This is a genomic window from Undibacterium hunanense (assembly GCF_014284335.1).
Taxonomy (GTDB): domain Bacteria; phylum Pseudomonadota; class Gammaproteobacteria; order Burkholderiales; family Burkholderiaceae_D; genus Undibacterium; species Undibacterium hunanense.
The window spans coordinates 264,747-289,772 of sequence record NZ_JACOGF010000008.1; the positions used below are offsets into that span (position 1 = coordinate 264,747).

At 54.0% G+C, this 25,026-nt stretch carries 27 protein-coding genes; 3 read left to right on the forward strand and 24 right to left on the reverse strand.

The features are described from left to right. Nucleotides 1-61: 61 nt before the first annotated feature. The 19 genes from H8L32_RS16835 to H8L32_RS16925 all read right to left on the reverse strand — a co-directional run bounded on the left by H8L32_RS16835 (nucleotide 62) and on the right by H8L32_RS16925 (nucleotide 16,235). Nucleotides 62-565: a DUF4376 domain-containing protein gene (locus H8L32_RS16835; protein WP_186948421.1), complete on the reverse strand. Its 504-nt coding sequence runs from the start codon at nucleotides 563-565 to the stop codon at nucleotides 62-64. Nucleotides 566-569: 4 nt separating this feature from the next. Beyond that, entirely contained in the window at nucleotides 570-1,478 is a 909-nt protein-coding gene (locus tag H8L32_RS16840; RefSeq protein WP_186948422.1) for a glycine-rich domain-containing protein, read from the reverse strand. Between the two features lie 2 nt (nucleotides 1,479-1,480). After that, the gene (locus tag H8L32_RS16845) at nucleotides 1,481-1,894 is read right to left on the reverse strand and encodes a hypothetical protein (protein WP_186948423.1); all 414 of its coding nucleotides are present in this window, start codon (nucleotides 1,892-1,894) and stop codon (nucleotides 1,481-1,483) included. Between the two features lie 9 nt (nucleotides 1,895-1,903). Then, nucleotides 1,904-2,431: a hypothetical protein gene (locus tag H8L32_RS16850; RefSeq protein WP_186948483.1), complete on the reverse strand. Its 528-nt coding sequence runs from the start codon at nucleotides 2,429-2,431 to the stop codon at nucleotides 1,904-1,906. A 9-nt stretch (nucleotides 2,432-2,440) separates the two neighbouring features. Then, nucleotides 2,441-4,486, reverse strand: coding sequence for a hypothetical protein (locus tag H8L32_RS16855; RefSeq protein ID WP_186948424.1), 2,046 nt, complete (start codon nucleotides 4,484-4,486; stop codon nucleotides 2,441-2,443). Next, on the reverse strand, nucleotides 4,483-5,163 hold the full coding sequence (locus H8L32_RS16860) for a phage adaptor protein (RefSeq protein ID WP_186948425.1): 681 nt from the start codon (nucleotides 5,161-5,163) through the stop codon (nucleotides 4,483-4,485). Before H8L32_RS16860 ends, H8L32_RS16855 begins: the two co-directional genes overlap by 4 nt. Before the next feature lie 3 nt (nucleotides 5,164-5,166). Further along, a complete protein-coding gene (locus tag H8L32_RS16865; RefSeq protein ID WP_186948426.1) occupies nucleotides 5,167-5,652 on the reverse strand; it encodes a hypothetical protein in 486 nt (161 codons plus the stop codon). 75 nt (nucleotides 5,653-5,727) lie between these two features. Further along, entirely contained in the window at nucleotides 5,728-6,096 is a 369-nt protein-coding gene (locus tag H8L32_RS16870) for a hypothetical protein (RefSeq protein WP_186948427.1), read from the reverse strand. Nucleotides 6,097-6,105: 9 nt separating this feature from the next. After that, nucleotides 6,106-6,318 (reverse strand): hypothetical protein, encoded by a 213-nt coding sequence (locus H8L32_RS16875; protein ID WP_186948428.1) that lies wholly within the window; start codon nucleotides 6,316-6,318, stop codon nucleotides 6,106-6,108. Between the two features lie 15 nt (nucleotides 6,319-6,333). Continuing rightward, nucleotides 6,334-7,389 carry a N4-gp56 family major capsid protein gene (locus tag H8L32_RS16880; RefSeq protein ID WP_186948429.1) on the reverse strand — a complete coding sequence of 352 codons (1,056 nt, stop codon included), beginning with the start codon at nucleotides 7,387-7,389 and terminating at the stop codon, nucleotides 6,334-6,336. A gap of 10 nt (nucleotides 7,390-7,399) precedes the next feature. Next, complete coding sequence (locus tag H8L32_RS16885; RefSeq protein WP_186948430.1) at nucleotides 7,400-8,362, reverse strand: hypothetical protein; 963 nt, start codon at nucleotides 8,360-8,362, stop codon at nucleotides 7,400-7,402. An 82-nt stretch (nucleotides 8,363-8,444) separates the two neighbouring features. Then, nucleotides 8,445-8,678 (reverse strand): hypothetical protein, encoded by a 234-nt coding sequence (locus H8L32_RS16890; RefSeq protein ID WP_186948431.1) that lies wholly within the window; start codon nucleotides 8,676-8,678, stop codon nucleotides 8,445-8,447. A gap of 9 nt (nucleotides 8,679-8,687) precedes the next feature. Then, the gene (locus tag H8L32_RS16895) at nucleotides 8,688-11,504 is read right to left on the reverse strand and encodes a portal protein (protein ID WP_186948432.1); all 2,817 of its coding nucleotides are present in this window, start codon (nucleotides 11,502-11,504) and stop codon (nucleotides 8,688-8,690) included. A 78-nt stretch (nucleotides 11,505-11,582) separates the two neighbouring features. Continuing rightward, entirely contained in the window at nucleotides 11,583-11,957 is a 375-nt protein-coding gene (locus tag H8L32_RS16900; RefSeq protein WP_186948433.1) for a hypothetical protein, read from the reverse strand. Nucleotides 11,958-12,001: 44 nt separating this feature from the next. Further along, nucleotides 12,002-13,486, reverse strand: coding sequence for a terminase large subunit domain-containing protein (locus H8L32_RS16905; RefSeq protein ID WP_186948434.1), 1,485 nt, complete (start codon nucleotides 13,484-13,486; stop codon nucleotides 12,002-12,004). Next, a complete protein-coding gene (locus H8L32_RS16910; RefSeq protein ID WP_186948435.1) occupies nucleotides 13,467-14,138 on the reverse strand; it encodes a hypothetical protein in 672 nt (223 codons plus the stop codon). Before H8L32_RS16910 ends, H8L32_RS16905 begins: the two co-directional genes overlap by 20 nt. 43 nt (nucleotides 14,139-14,181) lie before the next feature. Next, nucleotides 14,182-14,463, reverse strand: coding sequence for a hypothetical protein (locus H8L32_RS16915; RefSeq protein WP_186948436.1), 282 nt, complete (start codon nucleotides 14,461-14,463; stop codon nucleotides 14,182-14,184). A gap of 23 nt (nucleotides 14,464-14,486) precedes the next feature. Then, a complete protein-coding gene (locus tag H8L32_RS16920) occupies nucleotides 14,487-14,825 on the reverse strand; it encodes a hypothetical protein (RefSeq protein ID WP_186948437.1) in 339 nt (112 codons plus the stop codon). A gap of 264 nt (nucleotides 14,826-15,089) precedes the next feature. Further along, nucleotides 15,090-16,235, reverse strand: a complete 1,146-nt coding sequence (locus tag H8L32_RS16925; protein ID WP_186948438.1) for a hypothetical protein — start codon at nucleotides 16,233-16,235, stop codon at nucleotides 15,090-15,092. Nucleotides 16,236-16,755: 520 nt separating this feature from the next. Between H8L32_RS16925 and H8L32_RS16930 the strand changes: the two genes are divergently transcribed. Continuing rightward, nucleotides 16,756-17,499: an acetoacetate decarboxylase gene (locus H8L32_RS16930; protein WP_186948439.1), complete on the forward strand. Its 744-nt coding sequence runs from the start codon at nucleotides 16,756-16,758 to the stop codon at nucleotides 17,497-17,499. 37 nt (nucleotides 17,500-17,536) lie between these two features. Continuing rightward, a complete protein-coding gene (locus H8L32_RS16935; protein ID WP_186948440.1) occupies nucleotides 17,537-18,319 on the forward strand; it encodes a 3-hydroxybutyrate dehydrogenase in 783 nt (260 codons plus the stop codon). Nucleotides 18,320-18,550: 231 nt separating this feature from the next. Here the strand turns inward: H8L32_RS16935 and H8L32_RS16940 are convergent, their stop codons facing one another. The 4 genes from H8L32_RS16940 to H8L32_RS16955 form a co-directional block, all read right to left on the reverse strand. Then, nucleotides 18,551-19,801, reverse strand: coding sequence for a tetratricopeptide repeat protein (locus tag H8L32_RS16940; RefSeq protein WP_186948441.1), 1,251 nt, complete (start codon nucleotides 19,799-19,801; stop codon nucleotides 18,551-18,553). A 71-nt stretch (nucleotides 19,802-19,872) separates the two neighbouring features. Further along, on the reverse strand, nucleotides 19,873-20,277 hold the full coding sequence (locus tag H8L32_RS16945) for a tetratricopeptide repeat protein (protein ID WP_186948442.1): 405 nt from the start codon (nucleotides 20,275-20,277) through the stop codon (nucleotides 19,873-19,875). 195 nt (nucleotides 20,278-20,472) lie between these two features. Continuing rightward, entirely contained in the window at nucleotides 20,473-21,114 is a 642-nt protein-coding gene (locus H8L32_RS16950; protein WP_186948443.1) for a glutathione S-transferase family protein, read from the reverse strand. An 80-nt stretch (nucleotides 21,115-21,194) separates the two neighbouring features. Continuing rightward, the gene (locus tag H8L32_RS16955) at nucleotides 21,195-22,061 is read right to left on the reverse strand and encodes a helix-turn-helix domain-containing protein (RefSeq protein WP_329605194.1); all 867 of its coding nucleotides are present in this window, start codon (nucleotides 22,059-22,061) and stop codon (nucleotides 21,195-21,197) included. A 131-nt stretch (nucleotides 22,062-22,192) separates the two neighbouring features. Between H8L32_RS16955 and H8L32_RS16960 the strand changes: the two genes are divergently transcribed. Then, the gene (locus H8L32_RS16960; RefSeq protein WP_186948444.1) at nucleotides 22,193-22,639 is read left to right on the forward strand and encodes a hypothetical protein; all 447 of its coding nucleotides are present in this window, start codon (nucleotides 22,193-22,195) and stop codon (nucleotides 22,637-22,639) included. 23 nt (nucleotides 22,640-22,662) lie between these two features. On the opposite strand, the gene H8L32_RS16965 is transcribed toward H8L32_RS16960, so the two are convergent. Beyond that, on the reverse strand, nucleotides 22,663-25,026 hold the full coding sequence (locus tag H8L32_RS16965; RefSeq protein ID WP_186948445.1) for a Kelch repeat-containing protein: 2,364 nt from the start codon (nucleotides 25,024-25,026) through the stop codon (nucleotides 22,663-22,665).

Consider the following 25,026-nt stretch of genomic DNA (forward strand, 5'->3'; position numbering starts at 1 on the left):
GAAGTGTTTGGAGTTACTAGTGAACTGCCATATCTCACCAGGTCTGGTGATGGCATCACACCTATGCTGGCGTGGGCCAATTGATTGCTTCTATTTCAGTGGCGCTTTCTGCCAGTTCAAGTGCTGCTTTCAGGGTTTGTGCCTGTTTGAAATTATTGCTGACATGTTCTGCCATGGCAGCGTACATGCTCTGGAAGCTGGCAATATCGGGCATGCTGATCTGCGTGTTGTTCTGGGTTTTCCACATCCGCGAAAACGCTGCCGGGAAATCACCTGTCATGGCAATCACACCTGCCAGTACATCCATCGCCGCACGGCTATCATCGTCACAGGCAATTTTTTGACCTGCATAAACAAATGTCGCCTTGTTGGAATTTTTCCAGTCGCGATTGATCCGTTCACTCTTGCTGGCCTTCAGGCCGGGGATGTCCGGAGGCTGTTTGTAAAAACAAAGTCCGTCATAGCAGTCACCGATCACTACACCATCGTCGACAGGAACATGGCCATCCATGCAGCCCAGTATGATATTGACGACTTTTCCGTTTTTAATTTCTGCTGATTTCATAAAATTACCACCAGTAAATGATGACCAGGCCATCGCCGCCTTTGCCGGAGAAAATATTCGGGACACTTACTGCCCCTCCGCCGCCCGCCGGAAAACCACCATTTGAGCTGGTTTGATTACTTCCATTAAAATTGGATTGCCCACCATTACCTCCACCACCAATGAGTTTGCCTATCACACCATCCGTTGCCCGATTGAAGCTGGCACCATTGTTATCAAATAGGCCTGAGAATCCAGCTTGACCACTGCCGGAGGCGCCGCCGGCTCCTGCATACAGGCTATTTCCGCCGGATCCACCGTTTGCATTTCCCATTGAGTAAGCAGCGCCGCCACCAAAGGTGGAGCCGCCTAAATAGATACTCCCACCAAAACCAATCACTGATGCTCCTCCGCCATCAGTGCATGCATTTGCTATATTGCTAGTAACCGCTCCACTTCCCGAAACAGGTGTATATGCAGTGCAAGGATTTCCCCCCAACCCATACGAAGTACCCGCACTGAAAACACCGCCCCCCCCATTGTTTGAACTACCGGTTCCACATCCCCCGTAGGCTTCCAATAACACCCCCAGTAATGCATGTCCAAATGCAGACTTGCCACCATTCACGCCTACGGCGCTCGTACCTGATGCGACTGAAATCGCAGCTCCTCCCGCACCTACAGTAATTGGCATCAGCACTCCAGGTTTGAGTACATTCCGTGACAGTAACTGACGGTTTCTCGCACCACCACCACCGCCGGAATATACACCGCCCGAAACAGAATAATCTGTGGCCCCCCCACTCCCCCCGCCACCAAACACATCCACAATAAACCAGTCCGCCTCAGGTACAACAAAATTCCCCGATGTCCTGAATACCTGCATGCCCGCGCCTCTTGGTGCTGCGCCCAAAAATCCACTAAACCCTGTCATGATCAATAATCTCCCGTATGCACACGTACACGCCAACCGGCGGCGACGGCGGTGCCCAGGGTAGCGTAGAGGGTATAACCAGCGGGGATGGAGCGACTCAGGGGAATGATTACTTTGGCCTGAGCAGCAATTTCAGTTGCAGTAGTGGCTGGCAGGCCGACTTCTTCCCATAGCAGATTATTGGTAGCTGTCGTGGTAGCAGCACCATTATTTAAAAAAACGCGTAATACCGATGCGGTATTGGTGCCGACCGGCATGGCTTCCACACTTTCAACAAAGCTGCCATTGGCGCCTGCTGATGTGGATATCTGCACGACAGTACCTGTGCCGTCCCGGGCGGTATTGGCCGTGGTCATCAACGGTGCGATCAACACCTTGGGGTTCAATGGAAATATCGGTTTTTGATTCGCAGGCATTGCGCCTCCTTAGTAATGATTGTAAAGATAAATGTCGGCACCGACATTGCTAAGATCCCCCCAGGTGGCGCTGGCACCATCGCTGACCGGAACCTGCCCTGTCGTTGCTGCGCTTTGCGCCGGCAAGGCGGCATTCATGGCTTGTACGGCCAGCGCTGCCATGGTGGCGATCTGATTGGTATTGGTGCCTGGTGCTGCCGTCGGCGCGGTTGGTATGCCGGTCAGTGCCGGTGAATTCAAACTGGCCAGCAGCGCTTGTGCCACTGCCAGTACGGCTGTTGCCGCATCGACATATGCGGTACTGGCAGCATTGGTCGAATTGTCAGCTGCTGGCCGGGTCTGCACTTTCAGGGTGGTACCACTATAGTCGTGCGTGCCAGCCCAGGTTTGTCCGGCAATGCTGCCCTTGGTGGTCAGTGCCGCCAGCACATTGTCAAAGCCGGTAGCAACCAGGCCAAATTCGGAACGTATCGACGTCGATGCGCCACGCGATTGCGCCACCGGCGCACCGGTCTGCGCGTAATAAGGATTCGTCATGCCAGTCTTTCACGAACGTTGAAGTAATTGCGGTGTGGACATCAGTGTCACCCCTTGCAAAGTATGTGACTGGTCCTGGTTGCGATTCGAATAGAACAGCAGGCCTATATTTTTTTCTGTGCCATCGATGGACAGAGAGGGACTACTGACATAAGCTGCATCCCAGTTAAACTGATCCCAGGTGAACTGGTCCCAGTAACCACCACCACCGCTGAGTGAGGTATCGCTTTGCGGAGCCGAAGGCAGTACCGCTGGATTCCCATACCCGAGATCATAAGAAATATTGACCCTGGAAAAACCGTCCACCACCACTTCAAATACCACGCGGCGAAAGCGTTTTCGTATACGGGGTGATTTATTGTTATTAAAGGGTAGACGACACCAGGCTTCTATGGCATTACCATCCTGCGATGTACCGGTATTGTCCTGATATACATAACCGTCGTCCGAACCAAAATACGTGACTTCGGCACCATTGCTCAGATTGGCGGTACAAATGCAGCGTACCGGCCGGTTGTAATTCAGTGGCAGCATACCGTTGACCTTGTCGCCGGTCAGGCCAACTGCCAGTGCCGTACCATCGGTAAAATAAACACGATACTGATTGCGGGTACGCAGCGTTGTCGACGCGCATTCCATACCGCGCTTGCGTGTCACCAGTGGCTGTATCATATGGCTGATGGATGCATAATCAAAGTCACCGTAATTGAGCGTCGTGGTCAATGCCTGTATGCCACGGGTGGTCATGCCAAAGGCATCATTCGATACCTGTTGACAGGTGAATGCGCTGTAGCCAATATCAAAAATCGACGACACCAGTTTGAAGTCCGCATTGCTGGTGCCATACAGTACGAAGGTGCGCTCGGCAGTAAAAATGGCGAGTGAAGATCCGGCCTGGTTACCACCTTGCGGCAAAAACCCGGTTACCGGTTTTGAACAATCCAGTTCACCCGAGCCCGTCACCACCGTCCACGAATACGGAGCACCCAAACTGGAATACTGCACCGACGCGTTAAAGGATAAAAACAGATAACCTTTGTGGGCAAGTACATGGGCCGGCGTATCCTGCGCCATGCCAGTGCGCAAGGGAATATAGTTGTTACCGTCAAATTCAAACGCCAGATTGACGCCATCAGCACCATACATCTTGCCGGCATTGTTGGCACCAGTGAAGTTATAATTGAAAAATTCCATCCTGCCACCAGGCAAACGTGTAATCGCAGTCGATGCGCCTGCGGCACTCACCTTGCTGATACCGCCTACCTGCAAGGCACCCGCAGTAAAGACACCCCCCGTCAATGATGCAAATATCAAAGTACCGGCACCAGCACTGGTCCAGGTGCCAGTGCGCAACATCGCTGCCACGCAAACACCTGTCACTCCACTCTGGCTGACCGTATCACCCGTTTTGATTTCTGCCGTGGCGGCAGTAAACTGCACTTCCACACCAAAATTCTGCTGCACCCACCCACCAGCAGTCGCCTTGTACATGGTACCGGCCGTACCTGCAACATTGTCGCGAAAAACGTACAGCACATCATTGAAGACCCACACACCACGTACCGGCCCACTACCCGGCACCACCTGTATCAGACTACGCTGATCATTCGCTGCCAGGAAGACATAATCGGCATGATCACTGACTGAACTGGCGCCATTGCTGGTTTGCGATGCGGTGATCGTGGCAACTGATGTCGCTCCTACCCGCAAATTTTCACCGACCTGAAAATTGCCACTTACCCTGCTGCATACCAGGTAAGTGTTGAAGACAGCCAGTACCAGCGCCGTTGCTGCACTGTTGGCACCGGTGACTGTATTGCCAACAACAATGCCAACTGTAGTATTTGCATACACCAGCGTGTACGCAGCAGCACTGGGTGAAGGCCGGCCATCAAAACGTTCATAGCCATCGATGCGACGATAACCACCACCGATCGCTGGCTCATAATTCTGGGCGTCGATCACCATGCCCGGCGCCATCGCGATGGATGGCGTGACCAGATCCAGCCCACCGCCCAGCGGATAATAATCCTGACGTACTACAGGCATCTTCATAGCAATGGCTCCACAAAACGCACAGGCGGTAATTGATTCAATTCCAGCCTGGCCAGCACTTTTTCAAATTCGGATTGACCAAGTTGAAAGACCTCAGTCGCCGCTTCGTAGCCACCATAAAACATCATGGCTCGATACACAATCGCCCTATGGTATTCAGTCGGCAAAGACGGCACATCTGTCGCAGCCTGTAACTCTTGCGGTGCCAGATAATATTCACCTGTCACGGTATAACCCGCTGCATTCGGCGCAGCGCCCAACAGAATAGCCTTGGCCGGACTGACCGCCCATTCCACCGGTCGCTGATAAGCAGAACGCATGGCACCAAACTGATACAGATTACGAAAATACCCATAGTCGCGACAAGGTAGCCAGACTTCATTGGCCGGGCCAAGTGCGGTCTGATACAGCCTGAAGCTATCCGTTTTCCAGTTACCAAAATTCACCGCATTTGCCTGCGCAGGGGTATAAGCTTGTTGCTGCGTCACCGTATTGAATGAAAAACTGGCACGCATGAATTCCCAGTTTTCAGCCATGCCCTGGATATCCATCCACGCGTCATTAACCCAGTTGCAAAACTTTAATGATTCGCCACTGAGCCCCGTCACCGTGGTCAGTGCAGCACCTGAAGCACCACATTTTTCGCGCAGTGCATTGACGATAGACAGATAGTTCATGATTTATGCCTGCGCGCGTATGGACCGCAGCCATTCTGTATCACGCGGTTTGGCGTTGATCATCTCAAACGGATAGGCCGTGCCTATGCTGCGTACTATTCTGGCCGTGTCATTGCCGTCGTGATCGATAGTTTTGACAGTACGCACGTTGATAGGCTTGGCACGCAACAGCGCTTCAGCCACATAGCGTTTGACATTCAGCTCGATGCCGCGTGGCAGGTTATTGCCATACACAGGATGGGATTTGACACCATTCACGCACACCGGCACCCGTGGCTCTTCGTTCGGGTTGGTGGTTTCCTGTATGCGTATGCACACAGTTTCATTCATGAAATTCATCTTGTCCGCCCAATCCTTCTTGTCGGCCATGACATCGGCGACGACTTCAATGTCAGGCACATCATCATGACTGAAACCGCCGCTGGCAGGCATGGTGATATCCGGTGCCACCGGGCCCTGTAATTCAGCCGTGTTCTTGCTTCGTGACATGTTTAATCCTTTTAAAAATAAAAAAAGGAGCATCCACCGATGCTCCTTTCAGTAAAACAATACTACGTGACTGAATTACGCGTGTACACGCCAGGCGCAAGTCCTGGATGCCAGCACCAGACCCAGCGTGACATTTTGCAATACGCGAAAACCGTTGTTCGTCAGCGTAATGCCACCATTGCCACCGGTAATTTCCAGCGTACGGGTCCCATTCGCTGCCGTTTTAACGCAGCTATTGGCAGCCATGCCTTCGTAAAATTCACCGCAGACACGGTCTGTCAGGTTTTCCCATTTCACGTATTTGGGTTTGAAGCCGCAGACAATTTCCACATAATCAGTGGCGGTGATGGCCGTGCCATCAAAGACATCCAGGCCATTGGCAAATGCAGCCGAGCCCTGGGACGGGTTATAGGTCAGAACCTGACCAGCGATATTTTGAGGCATCTTGCTTCCTTACAGGTTGGTGGTCAGCGCTGGTGGATTGTTCAGCGCGCCATAGTTGGTATCAGTCACACCGGCATCATTGTCGAGCTTGGCATTGGTAGCGATCAGCGCCGTGCGCAGGGCTGCCACGTCAGCGCGCAGGGCGGTGATCAGAAAACGCACTGCCTCGGCATCGCGATGGGTCGCCATGGCATTGGTACGTTGCTTGATGGATTCAGGCATACAGGTTTCCTTTCATTAGCTCAGCAAAGGTGTGCCTGCTTCCACCACAGCCAGGCGACCCTGGTTCTGGATAATGGCGGCGTAATACCATTTGGCACCGACGTAACCACGCTGGCCACCCGGATCAGACTTGTCACGCTGCGAAGGCGGCAAGTACCAGGCATCCCAGTTCTCGACACCGCCCAGATGCGTCTGGCCGACCGATTCATCCGCCATCATGATCATCGGGTAGACATCAATCAGCGAACCGGTGGTACTGGTCATGCCGGTTGCACCAATCGCCGCACCTGCGTCAGGGTAACCGGCCAGTTCAGGCGACAGCACAAAGCGGAAACGTTCGCAAGAACCGATTTCCATATCATGGATAGGCTTGCGCTGTGCGTAATTGGCGATATCCTTGAAGTTGGGCAAATCGCGGATCGCCGGTTCCAGGTCGGTATGGCAAAACACGATGAAAGCGGCTTCAATCGGCGCTGTTGCAAAATTGGTGGAAGGCACCAGCACCTGCGTGATAGGCATGGCATGGTTGGCCAGCAAAGTCTTGGCCACCTTGCGCAGCATATTGATGGTCACCGTGTTCGATACCGTCGCACGCGATGTGCCACCACTGTAATACACGGTTGTACCAGCCTTGTAAGCACCGTAACGCACCATTTCACCAATCAGGCCCATGCGCTGGCCGGTCTGGCGTTTGGCTTCATCAGGGATGATGTCGCCATCTTCATGCATATCGCTCATCTGATCGGTCACACAGTACAGCACCAGGTACTGCACCAGCGTGGCTGTCACATCGGTTGGGGTCAGCGTGTCAGCGGTCGGGGTCACGCCTTCGACGGCTTGCTGGCTGGATGCAAATGTGGCGACGTTGTTGGCAGTAATCCACTGATTATCCACACCACCATATGGCAGCCAACGGCGGAACTTCACATTATTCGATTTGTTTTTTGGGATAACTTTATCTTTGTCGGTACCGACCAAAGACAAGACTTCAACCGGTGCCGCATGCGAAAGGATTTCACCTTTCAGCGTGCCCACCCGCTGAGTTACGTTGGCATAACTTGCTACTGGCATAAATTAACTCCTAGCGCTGCCGACGTGCCTGAAAAGCTTTGTCGGCAGCAGATTGTTCAGAAATGACACCGCGTGCCGCCACCTGGCCTTGCGGCTGCATGGCATTGGCAAGACGGCTCTTGTTTTGCTGCGATTTTTTGGCGAAAGCGTCCCTGGCTTGCTGATAAGCCTTGATCGAAGCACCGATCTCAAACGCATTATTCGAGTTGTGCATCCTGGTCTGGTAAGCCATAGGCTGAGCTGCCAGCCAGCGGCGATAATCCGTCTGTGGCAGACGACCATCGGCATCCGGCAAGCCGATAATCTGATCCCAGCCAGGATTCAAGCCATGCAATAATTCAACGTGAGTATTCACCCGTTCCGACGACGCGACTTCCATTGCAGCCTTTTTAGCCAGAGCGACATAGTCGTCCGGTGTGCGGCTTGCAGTTTTGGTCTTGCCATTTGCTGAATCCCCCTCTGAACCATTCCCTGGCCCGGTACCGCGTGTATTGAGTTTGCCCAGAATCTTGTTGAGCGCCCCCTTGGTCAGATCTGCCAGTTCTGGAAAGATTTCGCGCATTTCTGCCAGATCTTCATCATTCACCGTGACAGCCTGACCGCGCGGCACCTCTTGCTGTAGACGCTGTATCGCCGCATTCAACTTGCCGTTGTTACCGGCCAGATGATCAATCTGCTTGCGGTACTTTGGTATCTCACCCAGCAAACCGGCAATCTGCTGTTCTGTCAAACCGGCCAGCATCCTTGGCGCTGCCTGCGCTTCGGCCTGCCCGGCAATGACATCCTTATCCAGCTCTGCCTTTGTTGCGACGGATGTTTCGCTGCGCGCCCGGTCAAAAGCGGCTGCCGCTGCTGCGGCTTCGCCGCCACCGCCAACAGTATTACCGCTGCCGCTATCTGCACTGCGGCCAGCATCCTGATGACTCTGGACTGGCTGCTCTGCTGGCCCACCCTGTTCGATTTCACCGCTCATTTTTCTTCTCCAAAAAACAAAACCCGCATACGTGACCAGTAAGAGTCCACTAATGCGGGTCAGACTACAGACAGGGCAACGATTACTCGTCGCGGTCTGCCAATGGTTCCGGTACATCGCGATTAGCGATTCCCAGACTTAATACATACTGTGTATCTGCAATACGGCCACGCAGCTTTGCCGTCTGTTCCAGCGTCAGATCGGTATCATTGCGCTGACGCAGGCTTTGCAGGCGCTGCTCCAGATGCTCGCGCAAGCGCGCCCACACCGGGCTGTGCCGCTCTTCATTATTGAGTTGAAAATCTTCTTCATTCATAGATTGATCCTATGGCGTATCCGGCGTACTGATTTCATCACGTACCAGGCTGGTATGATGGGTATGCAGGCTTAACAAGCGATTCTGCAAACCCTCATTCTTTGCCAACTGTATTTCAGCCGCTGCCAGTTCGCGCTTGGTCTGGTTATCCATGGCCGACTTGGCCAGCATCGTCCTGGCGTCGTTAAGACTGATTTTTTCCTTGTTGGCATAATCCAGCAAAGCGATCTCGCGCTGCAATTCCAGCTTGCGCATTTCATATTCGCCATTCTGTTGCGCGATCAGCATTTCCTTATCGGCGCGTGCCATTTCGGCATTGGCACGTGATGTTTCCACCATCTGTGCGGTCTGCGCGCGTATGCGTTCCTGCTCGATACGGGCGCTGGCATTGGCCATTTGTGGCGTGCTGCCACCGGTACGCAATAATTGTTGCTGATGGCCTGCTTCTTGCGCAATGCGCTGCAACTCAGCCTGCGACTGCGCCATCTGCAATTGGCCATTCGCCTGCGCCTGTGCCTGCACCTTGGCAAGACCAGCCTGCGCCATGATCTTGGCAGCGGTAATGCGGGCATCTTCTGGCGGTTGACGGCCTGCCATTTCCTGCTTTTTGGCGTCACTCAGCTTCAGTCGTTGCGGATTGATGCGCTTGGATTTCAGCAATTCTTCGATGAAAAGTTCCGGGTCCAACCCAAAGGCCGGGTTGGTGGCAAAGGCAGCAATCTGCACCAGAAACTGGTCTTGCGCTGCCCTTTCCATCAAGGCACTGGAGCCACGCGCATGAATACTGAAATCTCCTTTTTCGCTATCGTCTTCACCGTGGATCATCAGGTATTCATAATAACGGCCGATATGCGGTTCAGTAATGCAGTCATCAATACGCCGCACAATGTCACGCGGGACGATGCTGGCATTATTCATCAGCAATTGCATGCCGCCCACGGTTTCTGGTGCAGCCCCTTGCTGGCCCTGCATCATCATTGGCAAACCCGTAGCGTCTTCAAACATCTTGGAAAAATACTGGATGATGTTCATCAACTCACCCTGCATGCTGGGCACATTAAAAAACATCATCGCATGCGCCACCTGCGAAATATCCGCATCACCCCGTGTGTACCAGGTGTAAGGGTCATTGCCCTGCACCACCGCCTTGCGGTTGATCACCGTATGTGGCCTGGCAGAACGGCCTGCATTATCCATCAGGTTACGCACCGCTGCATTTAAACCACGCTGCGCTGTACGGCCCTGACGTGCTACGCCGTCACCTATCCACAAACCGGATTTACGCTGCCATACCGTCACGTCATAGGTAAATTCTTCACTGTCCAGATGCGACAGTGCTGCCTTGATCACATGGTCATTTACCATCGTCACCACTGAATGGAAAACATCGCCCGCTTCGCCGTCCACTTCACAACCGGCGTCGGCCATGTCCTGCCATTCCACCTGACCTTCAAAATACCAGATCTCGAACAGGTCAGAATCCGCCTGCTGTTCAGCAGCACTCTTGCGGGCACCGTGAGTGGCGCTGATGGGGCCTTCTTCCAGACAACGCGTAATCTGCGCCGGGATATAGCTGTCCAGCTTTACCAGATCGCGTAATTTGCTGCGTGTGATAAAGTCTTGCTCGAAGACATAACTACCGTTGTTAATATCTTCGCCGCACGCCGGGTCCGGGTAAAAGCGCCAGGGGTCCACACGGCGCGATGCCGGTATCACGGTTTCCTGTATCTCAATGGCATAGCCCTGGTCCGTCCTGACCACCGCCTTGGCAGATTTCGCTTTTGGAAACGGCCCCTTCATAATGCCGACACCGATACGCGCCATGTCCTTGATCACCTTGCGCATTTCTGCGTTATAAGCACAGGCGGTCAGCCAGTCGTCGATACGGGTACGGGCTTTTTTCCAGGCATCATTCGCGGCATCAATTTCTTGCTGAGCCAGTTCGCCGACGGTCTGCGGTGCCGGTGTTACTGCTGGTGTTGCCGGTAGTCCAGGCACGCCCATGTCCGCAGGTGCACCCCGCATCATCCCGGCACCTGGCATGGGGTTGGTTGCTGCTGGTACAGCTGATTGTGCAGCGACGGTCATATCCGCTGCAGGATCTGCTGTTGCAGCAGTTTGTGCAGCTTGCATCCCTCCAGGTTTCACAAACAGATTACGCAAACGTGCCAGCATGGAAGCGGGCATTGCTGCTCCGCTCTGTCCTGCCTGTCCATCCAGACCCTGCTGTCCATGTTGTCCATCCTGCCCCAACTGCATCTGCTGCGCTGCCTGCATCAGTGGCGTCATGTCTTTCGCCTGCTTCACCAGATCCGGCACCGGTGTCGGCTCACCATCCCAGTTCCGGTCATCGGTTGGCAGGTACAAATCAGAAATCAGGGCCGATGCCATATCCACATAAGGCCGAGTCAACGGTACAAAGACCGTGCTGCGCGTCGCCTTGGCATCTGGCGCACGTGTCGCACCGGTGCCGGTGCCACCAAAGTCATATGGCTTGATACGTGCAGATGTCGTACGGTTGGCGTCGTCTATCGCTTCGTAATGGTCTTCGTCTTCCTGCCACTGCTCTTCTATACCCATCTGGCGGCGCGCTTCTATTGCCGTATTGCGCATGGCGCGCAGGGTAGAAGAAAACGCCGCCAGTCGCGACAGACGAGCTTCGCTTAGCTCGTCTTCAAATTCTTCGCCGGTTTCAGCATCGCCACCATCACCACTATCGTCGTCAATAAGTTTTTGCGCATTCTTTTTACCACTTCGAGCAGCACGGACCTGCGCCCCTTCAGGCAAAGCCTGGCCCGCATTCATAGTCTGATTTTTTATTTTCATCGTCTTCACCACATTCATTGCCAACTACGTGGGCGCGGCCCTCCGCCGCCTTTTCTGACTGGTATATGCTGGGCCATGTCAATTCCTCAAAGGCGTGGCACGACGTGCGCACAGACTCACCGTCACCGTCGCCCCGCTACCGGGTGTAGTCAGGTTGGGCCGCACATAACGCGGCAACTCGATGCTGGCCAGACCGCCATTGGCAGACAACGTGGCAGCAGTACCACCAGCCGCATTCGACAGCACGAACCAGTTGCTGCCGTCATTGCTGCCCTGCAGGCTTAACGTCGCACCGCCCCAGCTACCCACCGCCTGCCAGGTGCGGTCGGCCCATTCCGGCATTTCAAACGGCAAACCATCGACATTCGCCGTACTCAGGGCCCAGCTCAACAAAACGACACTGGCATCACGGGTACCGATATCGCGAGAAAATTGGGGATTAACGCTTGCCATGTCTTACTCCTTAAAAGGCGAGCAGACAGCGACATGCTATCTGCTCAATAATTAAACTCCGAATCCAGAGGCACAAAAGCTTCGTCCTCGAATTCATCTTCCTCGCGCGGGGCGAGTAGAAATTTGCGTATGGCTGGTTCTTCCTTGCGGGCCAGGCAATCCAGGGCATCGTCGTGGGCACCGACCGGGAAGGCGGCGTATTCATTGCGAAAATCACCCATGATGTCGCGCAGTTGGCCGTTGGCCATCTGACGTTTCATGCTGGCGGGCAGCCACAGACGGCCTTGCTGGAAAGATGGGATCAGGCGCCGTATGCGGTCTTCCTTTTTTGTCGCACCACCCAGTTCCAGGATGCGGAAACGGTATTGCTGTCTTTCCTGCTCGATGCGGATATGTTCGATATCCGATTGCAGGCCGTATTGTTCATAGCCGACCGCAGCAGGGCGATGGCGGCGTACCAGCGTGAACAAGGCTTCCGTGCGTTCCGTCAGATTGAGGCGGTCACGCACACCGTCCAGCACATAATCATTGCCATCGGCGCCGCGCCCCACTACCCACATCGACGTAAAATCACCGCGTGTGCGGCTTTTGCCGCTGGCCGGGTCCACCAAGATCACCTTGTTGCTGGTGGCAGGCTGGCGCTGGTAATACAGTAGCCATTCATTCTTGAATTCGCCACCACCGACCGGACGCGGTTCCTGCTGGTACAGGGCCGACCAGGTACGGGGTTCACGCTTGGCGTTTTCCAGCATCTGCGGTGTGAACCATTCTGGCCACAGAGGTTCGCCAATGGCGCGGCCCAGGGCATCGTCTTCCCGTGCTTCCATCGGCAATGACAGCACTTTCACGCGCTGCCCTGCCTGTTTCAAATCAGCGATCATGCGGCCAGCCAGATCATCTTCATGCCAGCGCGTCATGATCAGTACCGTGGCGGCACCCGGCTTCAGGCGTGTGCTCATGTCATCACGCCACCATGCCCACTGCTTTTCCCGTATGGTCGGACTATCAGCATCTTCGCGGCTCTTGACCGGATCATCAATGATCGCCAGGTCAGCGCGGCGACCAGTCACTGATCCGCCCACGCCTGCCGCAAAATACTCACCGCCCTGCGCCGTATCCCAGCGCCCGGCGGCGGTGCTATGTGCCGATAAACCACTCTTGGGAAAAGCCCGTGCATGGGCGTTGCTGCCAAACAGATTGCGCACACGCCGGCCAAAACGTTCGGCCAGTTCTACCGTATGCGACGCAGCAATCACACAGCGTTCCGGGTGCCGCCCGAGATACCAGGCGGGAAATACCACACTGCCATACGTCGATTTGGCCGAACCGGGCGGCATGGTCACGATCAGCATATCGAGCTCGCCGCGTTCCACTGCTTCCAGTTCTGCGATCAACAAGGCATGATGACGTGCTGGTGTCACATCCAGCGTCATGGTGGCATACACCGCCAGGTCATCTACAGCCCGCGCCGCCTGTTCCTGCTCCAGCAGCGCGATTAATTCCAGTTCTTCATCCTTGCTCAAGGCCATATAATTTTTCCTGCAAAGCTGCCAGGCGGGCACGGCGTTGCGCATCCGTCATTGCCGGTATTTCATCTTCTGCCGGTGCCAGTTCGCGCAAATTGAATGCCTGGCGTTCCAGCCCTATCCAGGTCTTGGTGGCAGTCGCCAGGCTGACTGCCAAGGCCGCATGGGTGGATAAAGACACCGCCTTGAGCAAACGGCTTTGGCGGGTGCCGGTTTTGTCGTCGGCGCAATCGACTTCGATGTCTTGCTCAAATTCATCGCGCCGCCCGGCCACATCCAGCAACTGTTGCGTCAGCAATTCCACCAGCGCATGGCCCTGCCGTATGCGGGCACGGTGTTCACGCACCACCTGCACCACCGTGGCAGCGGCTGTTTCAACGATCTGCCTTTCGCTGGGCGCAGTTGGTATGTGCTCTTCACCGTATCCTAATTCGCTCCGCACCAGTTCTGCCCTGGCCTGCTCCTGCACTTTTTGTGTCAGGTCACGTTCCCACAACTGGGCCGTAGCTTTCTTGCGGATGGCACCATCAGAAATACTGTTCAGTCTGGCAATTTCGCGTATGGACAACACACCGGCACGATAATCACGTTCGACGGATTCCCAGTCGATGCTGCGTTTTTTGTTGGCCTTATTTTCTTCATCGGGCATAGTCATCTTCGCACCCTCCCCTTTGTCACGCTTACAATCATGCTTACAATCAGCCCGGCACTATCAGCGAACGCTGGCGTGCCTTCGCCACATGATCAGGATGTACCTGATACCTGGCAAACGGTTCATCACCATGCATGTCCACCGGGCTGACAATCAGGGCCAGCAGGCGGTTACTGCCAGGTTCACGCAATACACTGATGGTGACGCCATCAAAATCCACCGGTGAACCATAGGCCAGCGCCACTGCCCCCATTAAATCACCCGACATTTCAATGACATCTGTGCTGGACGGCTTTACAGTTTTTTCATTTACAGTTTTTTCATTCATTGCTTCAACATCTTCCGTCATCATCAAAACCCCGCCTTGTCGCCACGACGTGATTTGAATGCTGCATCCGCCGCATCCTGCGCTCCTTCGCCACCGGGTTCACCACCGATAGTGGCAGCCCCCGCTTGCGCAGCATTACGCAACAGTTCACGCGCCACGGCCAGAGCCTGGTCTATGCTGTCTGCCGGCTGCATACCGGACGTGCCGTCAGTATCATTCTCAGCAGATGACGCATCTGTTCCCATACCCATTGCTGGTGAAGACGAAGACAGACTTGAATCCACAGAAGCCGAATCCTGTGTGCCGACGCTGATATTGCCGTCTTCATCTATTTCTATACAAACCGAAACCGGAGTTGCCATGATTATCCTAAAAAGAAAAACCCCGTTGGGTTAGCAACGGGGTTTTGAATATGTATCTGCATCAATTTAAAAATAGACACAAAAAAAAGCCCACCAAAAAAATTCGGCAGGCTCAAGTTCTAATCTAAATTAGGCGCAGCTATTACGTGTATCAGAATTCAGTGTAAGTCGGAATATTTTGACGGACAAGCATTTTATAAACAATTATTTAAAAAATTTCTTCCAACATTATTTTCAAAATTTTCATCCGACCAACGATACACTTCAAGGAACAGGCGTCAACAAAAATGCATGTCGTGCGCCGTTGATTTTACCTGTGCCGGCGATTTGTCCTGCATCGTTGAGGTAAATAAAAGTGCCATCCACTTCCGTCAGCGCTGGCAACAATGTATTCAATTCGATGACGTTGCCATTGCTGAACAAAAGTGGGCGACGAGTGCTGTCACCCGGAACAGTGTAATAACCAATTGCCTGGCCACTGCCATTGACAGCATAGGCAGAGCTGACACCACCCGTTGCGCGTGGCGAACCCAGGTTCGTCATATGGCCTGCTGAATACAAAAAGGCGCGTATGTCACCACTTGCTGTTTGCGCCTGCCCCACTACCTGCCCCAGTTGGTTGACGCCATTGGCGGCACTGGTGTTACCACCCAGCGTACCGAGGTCGTGAAACTGATAGCCGTCATACAAAAACGCATGAGATGCAGTACCGTTATAGGCCGTACCAACGATCTGTCCTGCATCATTGATAGCGGATGGCAGACAACTGCCTGTCAAAGCCAGCGAACCGATATTCACCAGACCATTACCATACGACACAAAACAGCGATTCAGATTATTCGTAGGGCTGGTGGTGGAATAACCCGTAATGACGCCCGATCCGTTGATGGCAATCGCCCGGCTAAAACGCCCACCCAGCGTGCCCAGATTCACGATGCCATTTGTGGTCGCGACAAAAGCGCGTTCATCGTAATTCGCCAGAATGGTGTATCCCACCACTTGCGTATTGTTGTTGATGCGGGATACAACATTGATGCCGCCATCAATACTGCCCAGATCGGTGGATGTCTGACCGACAAACAGCCCCACATGCATACTGCCGTCAGCCCCCAATATCGCCCCGGCAGATTGCCCCTGCGCATTCACCGTCACAGTAGCACCCATACCGCTGCCCACTTTGACGATCTGCCCGCCGCTACTTAAAAACGGATACGGCTGCCCATCGGCTTCCAGTGAAAAACCAGCCACGCGCCCATCCGGTGTCAGGCCACGGGCATTGCTGGAGCCACCGGCAAAGGCACCCAGATCAGTCAGATTCCAACCCGCAGCGCTGGCATGGGGTGCCAACAGCAAGCTGGCAGCCAACAAAACGACACTGCCCAGGGCAGCCAAAAAATGATCGTTTTTCATTTTTATTCCTTTAAGAAAATTGGAAAAACAGGTTTAAAAAAAAGCTTTGCCAACGACGACAAGGCGCAGGTAAAACCAAGAGAAAGATGCAGAAGATGCAGAAATTGCAGAAGAAAACAGCAAGGAAAACAAAAGCAGAAAATAAAAAAACCCGTCAGTAACTGACGGGTTTTTATCGCTTCACGACATCATTGAGGAAACAATTCAGACTCAATCCAGACACAATCCAGACGCAACGATGACGTGTATCAGAAACCAGTGTAAGCCGGAATATTTTGGTGGTCAAGCGCCTGAATATCTGTAGATTAACCATCGCACCACACGACATTCAAACACTTTGTAACAAAGCTGAAATACAAATAAATCAAGCTTCAGTTACTATGCATGTTCCGATACGCCCATTGAACAAAGGCGCAGCCAGACAATCATGAGGTCAACGATTCCCCAGCCCGTGCAGACCAACCCCTATTAGTGCCCATCCGCCAGTTATTCACAAACTTCCAGCAGAACAGGACGAGTTATGACAGAAGATGATATCCGCAACAATGCCTTTGCCATGCCCTATACCAATTCGGCTTTTCCACCGGGGCCTTATCGTTTCACTGATCGCGAATACCTGATCATCACCTATCGCACCGACCCCGATTTATTAAGAAAAGTCATTCCCGCACCGCTGCAAATGACAGAGCCGGTGGTCAAGTTTGAGTTCATCAACATGCCTGACTCGACCGGCTTTGGCCATTATTGTGAATCAGGCCAGGTGATACCTGTCACCCTGGATGGGATTGCCGGTGGTTATGTACACAGCATGTACCTGAATGATCACCCACCGATTGCAGCCGGGCGCGAGTTGTGGGGCTTTCCTAAAAAACTGGGCGAACCCGAATTGCGGGTACACAAAGACACGCTGGTGGGCAGCCTGGATTACAGCGACATCCGTGTGGCAACCGGCACCATGGGCTTTAAACATACTACGCTTGATACAGATAAGGTCAAAGCCAGCATGGCCACACCCAGTTTCCTGCTTAAAATTATCCCGCATGTGGATGGCACACCGCGCATCTGCGAGCTGGTGCAATACAACCTGACCGACATCACCATCAAGGGTGCCTGGGGTGGCCCCGGCGCACTTGATCTGTTTCCCCATGCACTGGCCCCGGTGTCAGCCTTGCCGGTGCGTGAAGTACTTTCTGCAGTTCATATTCTGGCCGACCTGACATTGCCTTATGGCAGCGTTGTGTACGACTATTTGGCAAACAAATAATCAGTAAAACCTGATTCTCATCCATAAAGGAAACATCATGTTACTCAAAGACAAAGTTGCCCTGATCACCGGTGCCGCCAGCGGCATAGGTAAAGAAATCGCCATCGAATACGCCAAGCAAGGCGCCAAAATCGTTATCGCCGACATGGCGCTGGAAGCAGCCACCGCCACCGCCAAAGAAATTGAACAGTCTGGCGGCACTGCCATGGCTGTAGCCATGAATGTCACCGACGAAGCCCAGGTCGATAAAGGCGTTGCAGACGCCGTTGCTGCCTATGGCAGCGTGGACATCCTCATCAGCAACGCCGGCATACAGATCATCAGCCCCATCGTTGATTTAAGCCTGGATAACTGGAAAAAACTCACCGCCATCCACCTTGACGGTGCCTTCCTCACTACCCGTGCCTGCATGCGCGCGATGATAGCGGGCGGCAAGGGCGGTGCCATCATCTACATGGGTTCAGTGCATTCACACGAAGCATCGCCGTTGAAAGCCCCCTACGTCACCGCCAAACACGGCTTGATCGGCCTGGCCAAAGTGGTCGCCAAAGAAGGTGCCAAAGACAATATCCGCGCCAACGTCATTTGCCCCGGCTTTGTCCGTACCCCGCTGGTGGACAAGCAAATCCCGGAACAGGCAAAAGAACTGGGTATATCAGAAGCCGAAGTCATTAAAAACGTCATGTTGAAAGAAACCGTCGATGGCGAATTCACCACCGTGCAAGACGTGGCACAGACAGCGCTGTTCCTGGCATCATTCGGTTCCAACGCGCTGACCGGGCAATCCATTACCGTCAGCCATGGCTGGCATATGAGTTAAAGCTGGTGAGTAAAAGATGGTGAATTAAAGGTAATAAATTCAAGCTGACGAATCAAAGTTGATAAAGCTTGCTCACCTTATTCAGCATGCGTCACAGTTGTAGCAGGCAAGTAATAATCTGGCCTGGCATACTGTATGTCATCAACAATTCGCCGTTCCTTGCAACAATGCAGGAACGGCGGATGAAGCTATAGAAAGCCGGAGCAATATCCCTGGCCATCAAGCCTCCACTCAACACCCCTTGAAGTCACGCTTGCGGCAGTCCACCGCCATGATATCGGCTCGGGCAATCTGATTCTGTGTCATCTTCTGTTTCACAATAGGCAGGTTATTGGCAGCATCGGTGTTACCACCTTCCATCGCCAGCTTGAACCACATGTATGAACGCATGAAATCCTGCGCCACGCCCTGGCCCTTGTCATATTTTGACCCAAGGTTGTTCTGCCCCTGCGCATCGCCCTGCTCTGCCGCCATGCGGTACAATCTGGCCGCTTCTGCTGCATCCAGCGGCAGCCCTCTGCCGGTTGAATACATATAACCAAGATTCGTCTGCCCACCGGCATTGCCCTGGGCCACAGCAAGCCGGTACCATTTGATGGCTTCGGCATAATTTTGCGGCACACCAAAACCGTTTTCATGCATCCATCCCACACCCACCTGGCCACTGGAAGCACCTTGTGCAGCCGATTTTGCGTACCAGCTCATCGCCGTTGCATAATCTTTCTTTACGCTGCGGCCATGCTCATACATGGTACCCAGATTGGTCTGGGCATTGGTATTGCCCTGATCTGCCGCCAGTTGATACCATTTCACGGCAGCGGCATCATCACGATTCACGCCACGGCCCTTGTCCAGCATCAGGCCAGCAGAAAACTGAGCATCATCATCACCTTTTTCGGCGACCTGCAGGTACAGGTTGAAAGCTTCCTTCAAATCCTGTTTGATACCTTTACCGGATTCATACAGGGTCGCCAGGTTATACATCGCAACCGGCTGTCCCTTGGCGGCAGCCTGGCGATACCATTTAATGCCTTCGGCATAGTCTTGCGGCACGCCGGTGCCATTCACAAACATGACGCCAAGATTGGTCTGCGCGCCAGCATGACCCTGGGATGCAGCAAGGCGATACCATTTGACAGCTTGCAGGTAATCCTGCGGCACGCCACGTCCTTTTTCAAACATGGTGCCGATATTGAATTGCGCGGTGACATAGCCTTGCAGTGCTGCTTTTTGATACCAATTGAGCGCTTCGACCTCATCCTTTTTCAGCCCGTCCCCCACAGAATACCGGTACCCCAGATCATTCTGCGCCCAGGCATTTCCTTTAGCTGCCTCGGTTTTCAGTTCAGCCAGGGTCCAGGCCTGCTGTTTTTTTGCAGCCGGCTCATTACCGTTGCCTGCTGCCCAGGTGAGGCTGGGCTGAATCAACGCAGCCAGCACCGTCATCAAGAGGATGGAAGCTGGCTTGATTATTTTATTCATCGTATCTCCGGTGAAGCCAACACAGGACGGGCCAATATGAATCATGGGCAATCAGGGGCAATCATGAGTAATCAGGGACAATTCTTGAAACTGCTGTTCCAACAGCTAACCGCCATGGTTTCAGCCTGTGTTTTCTGTTCTTGCTTTAACAGCCTGCCAGCAATGAAACGATTTTCAATTGAAGACATCTCACCGCCCATAGCACCCAAAGTGAACCACATATAGGCTTTGACCATGTCTTGTGGCGTGCCTGTACCCATTGCATATTTGACGCCGACTGTATTCTGCGATGGCGCATGGCGTTGCTGTGCTGCTTTCAGTATCCACTTGAAGGCTTCGGCATCGTCTTGCCTCACGCCGCGCCCGGTCTCGTACATCTCTGCCATCATCAGTTGTTCGTTCAGATAGCCGCGTGCCGCCAGTTCTTTCACTTCCAGAAAATTGAAAGAACTGACTGGCTTGACGTTCGGTATCATTCGCACCTCTTTTGGGGGTGCATTGGCTGATTCCGCCGGGTTTGCCATCAGCAAGGGGCAGACACATGCCAGCACTACTGCAAGCCCCCCTGCTTTCAGTCCAACATGTTTGAGATTTGGTCTAGTCATTGTTCAGCCATGAAGCAAAACTGGTGGCGCGCCAGTTGATCTGTGCACGCCACCAACGTCAGCAATTTACCATTTAGGCAAAATGCGTTCACCCGGCAATAAGGCATACGGATCAGCCCAGCCCGGCAATGTGCGCAGCCTGTCCAGCCAGGCACTGATGTGATTAAAACGACCGGCAACAGGGTAGCCTGATTCTTCTTCCGGGAAGAACAAATAAGCACACAGGGACATATCCGCAATCGTCGGACTGTCACCGACCATATAGGGCCGGCTGGCCAAATGTTTGTCAACAATATGGAAGGCATTGTCGATACGCGGGCGCAACCAGGCCATGACATTCGTATCTGGCGCCGTCGGACCAAAGGCTTTCATGAAGCGGTAGCTGGCAAAATAGCTGGTGAACTTATGGTTATCAAACAAGATCCAGCGCAGGATGTCGCGCTTTTCTTCTGCTGTCGTGCCGCCATAGGCACCATGTTTATCGGCCAGATAAGTCAGGATGACGCCAGATTGTGTCAGACGCAAATCACCATCTTCCAGTATCGGCACCTCCCCCATTTCATTACTGTTTTCACGCCATGTTACTTCACGCGAAACACCATTCATGAAATCCACAAATTCAGGCTGCCACGGCTGGTTCAGGGCTTGCAGCAACAAAGCGACTTTATAGGCATTGCCGGACTGGCACAGACCGTACAGTTTATACATGATGGTTTTTCCTCACAAATGAAGTCAGAAAAAGCATCATAACAAAGTTTTTACCGCATCAGACCATGCAGGCGATATTGTCAAACCCGCCCTTTCAAAAATGCCTCCGTCTGCATGTCAGACGGATAAAACAATTCCACACACAGTTCATGCAGGGTAATGTCACGCGGGCTGCCGAAGGTGGTCAGGGTGGTGAACAGGGACAATTGCTGGCCGTGCAAATCCAGCACACAGGGTACCAGCAAGGCTGGCTCTGTAGCTGCCGCCATGGCACTACCAGGCGCTGATTGTTTCAGGGCCTGTACGTTTGGGTAGGTATTGATTTCTTCCACCAGGGCGACAATGCTTTCATCGCGGGCGTTCAACATCAGCCTTTGCAAGACTTGCAGCAGGTAGCTGCCCCATTCATCAAAATTCTGGGTGTAAGCGGCAAAACCCTGTGGATGCAGGCTGGCGCGGAACATGTTCATCGGCTGTGCGCTTAAAGAGGCAGGCAGCAAAGCCATCAGCGCAGCGGCGGCCTGGTTATGCAAGACCACATTCCAGTGCCTGTCCAACGCCACGCCTGGGTAAGGGTCATGCGTATCCAGCAGACGCTGCACCGCTGCCCTGGCTTGCGCCATGCGTGCCGAATCCAGCCCCTGCTCGCTATAACGGGGCGCATAACCAGCCGCCAGCAGCCAGGTATTGCGGGTACGCAAGGGCACATCCAGTTGCGCTGCAATCTGCATCAGCAAGTCAGCGCCGGGTATGGACCGCCCGGTTTCGACAAAGCTTAAATGCCGTGGCGAGATGTCGATATCCAGCGCCAGATCCATCTGGCTTAATTTACGCAGGGTGCGCCATTCACGGATCAGTGAACCGACGCCGCCGATACTGCCATCGTGATGGCTAGCGCTGTTTGCCTTGGTGGCGGTACTTGCACGGTTAGTGGTAGCTATGGTCACGGCTGTCTCCTGTTGGCGATGGTCAAATTATGCACCGACCAATAAATGAATTCCATTACCTCTGAGGTAATCGACTTGCTGCACTGTCAGAGGGACACTGCAATCCCCTCAACTGAAATTGGAGATCCATCATGTCCAGCACCATGTCAAACCCAACATCCACTGACAATGCTTCTACTGCCAGCCAGGCTGCTGCCGGTATCTCGTTACGAAAAATTCTCATGTTTGATGCCATCACCTGTGTCGCCATGGGCTTGTTATTGATCAGCACGTCTGGCTTGCTGTCTGAGTTATTGGGCCTGCCCAGAGATTTTGTGCTACTGGCCGGCGTCGCCCTCTTCCCCTGTGCGGCATTGATGCTGCTGACCAGCCGTATCGGTACGCAGGCGCAACCACCGGCAGCGCTGGTCTGGCTGATCATCATCGGCAATGCAGGCTGGGTCATCGCCAGCCTGCTGACGATGGAGCTATGGTTCAGCCCCACCACCCTGGGCATGGTGTTCATCCTGGCCCAGGCAGCAGCGGTTGTGGTATTGGCGGTGCTGGAATACCGCAGCCTGCGTCAAGCCCTGAAGTGAGTTGAGTTGATTTGAACTGATGTTCATGGCCGCGCAACCACAGCTACCCCGGCATGCCCGCCGATGGCAAACAGGTGTTTGCCATCGGCGGTAGTAGTTTTTAAATCGACCTCATTACTGATGAAACCAAAAGGCGCCATGCTGCTGGTCAGCGGCAACCATCGCAGGTCGGCAGCGCCTGGTTCACGCGTCCAGTACCACTGCGTCAGGCTATTACTGTTGCCTGGCAAACCCAGGAAAACAAAACTGCCATAGGGCGATGGCATTCCTGAGACATCTTCATTAATGACCGTTTTCAGTTGAATGCTGTCTCCATCCCTGGGTTGAAGTCCATCTGGCCAGGGCAGCGTACGCCAGGCTGTGCCATTAGGATTGGACAGTTCCAGCAAGGGGCGACGTACTTCTTCGATTTTATCCGGCGTTTTTGCATCCCTGATTTTTTCAGTCAAGATTCCAGCCTTGATGACGCGGCCATCGGCGAGTATGGCATGGCTACCACCCACGCCGCGTGACGGTGCTGATGTATTCCAGTTATTGTCGCCGGGGTTGAAAATTTCATACCGTCTGGCTGGCAGATTGGGGCCAAAACCGATATAGACCGGTGCGCAATTCACGCAATCTGCGGGTCGGGCTGCCACGACTTCTGACTCGACCTCGCCACCAGCCACTATGGCACGGCCATCACCAAGGACACGGCCAACAAATTGTACACGCTGCCGTTGCAGGCGCGGTGCGACTTCCACACCCTTAGCACTGACCCACAACACTTGGGCATTTTCCCCCACCAGCCAGCCGCGCCCGGCCTGTGCGCCGATCAGCCGCATACGGTTGTGAACACCATCAGACATGGTATAGCTAAAATTGGGCAGTTTTGGTAAACGGCGAAAGGCACCGGTTTTGGCATTCAGCACACCCAGCCACTGCATATCCTGTCCTTCACCCGATTCAGCATGGAGTAGCAATTCTCCATCATTCAGCCAGGCCAGTTGCGCCTTGTCGGCAGCCACGGGCAAAGCTGGCAGACTGCGTACCAGACCGGTGCCGAGCTGCACCACTTCCAGCAGCCGGGTAGATACGGCATCTTCACTGCCGGTAAAACTGTGGCGCAGCTGCCCACCAGCAAATATCAATTGCCCCTTGTGTTCTGCAACACCACCATCCACCTGCATGATCCAGGCGGCATCGCGCTTACCGCTGGCGTTCAGGTCCAGCGGGACGATACTCATGCCTTCTGAACGACGCCCCCAGGATTCATCCGAATTTGGTCTTGCACGGCGACCGGAAATCACGGCCAGGCGATTATTCGACAGCGGGATCAGGGCCGCCCCTTGCCTTTGCATGGCATGTTGGGCCACCAGCACAGGCTTGTCACCCACATCGCCAGGGTGCCAGGCCAACACAGACGGGAAATAGCCACCAGCCAGCAACACGGTCGCCTTGCGGCCAGGTGCTTCATTCAACATGACGCTGCTGTGCTCTATCATGGGCACAGGCAAATCCGGGCCTGGCGTCCATTTCCTGCTTGCGGGGTTCCAAATTTCACTGGTAGATGCCGCATTGCCACCGCTATTTCCACCGCCATTACCACTACTACCACCGGTAGCCCAGACACGGCCATCCGGCAACAAACTCAGCGCAGGTCCGACACGCTGCTGCCCAAATTCCGGCAGCGCATACCAGCGCTTTTCCTGCGGTTCATACAAAAAATTATCGCTGTAATATTTTGCCCCGCATAACATCACCCGGCCCTTGCCCAGGTGCAGCAGGCGATACCCAGAACTTCCATCACTGTTACCAACAGCAACAGGCAGGGGTGGCAAGATTTCAGACTGTATCTGCTCATTCGCATCCAGCCACAGTCTTTCAACGCGCACGGTATTGGACATATCCTTGCTGTCTGGCCAGCTACGTCCACCCACCACCATGATGCTGCCGTCCGCCAGCGCCACGACCCTGGGGCCAAAGCGCGGCACACTGAGTTTGCCACGAATGATCCTGCCATCAGGCCGCAGCAACTCCACGCCCGCACCCACCAGCCAGGCACCGGCTTCGCTGACTGCGGCACCGTGGCTGTCGGGCTTATCCGATACATTTGCCGCGCCCTTGATATCGAGCTTGATGATCTGGTTGCGTTCTGGCTGTTCGGGGTACACGCGCACCGCCTGCCGCCCTGATCCCACATTGAAAAACAGTGCGCTGCCATCCCCCATCTGTAGCGGTGCGGCCAGTTGCTGAAGAATCGTCTCTTGCTTCATCAGCAGTTGCTCGCGGGCCAGCGGTGGTGGTGCAGGAAAATCTGCCAGCACCGGTGTCGCCGATTGCAGGGCAAACAGCAAACCGGCCAGTCGCAATGCAGGGGAAGAGGTCAGCACGGATACAATTCTCAT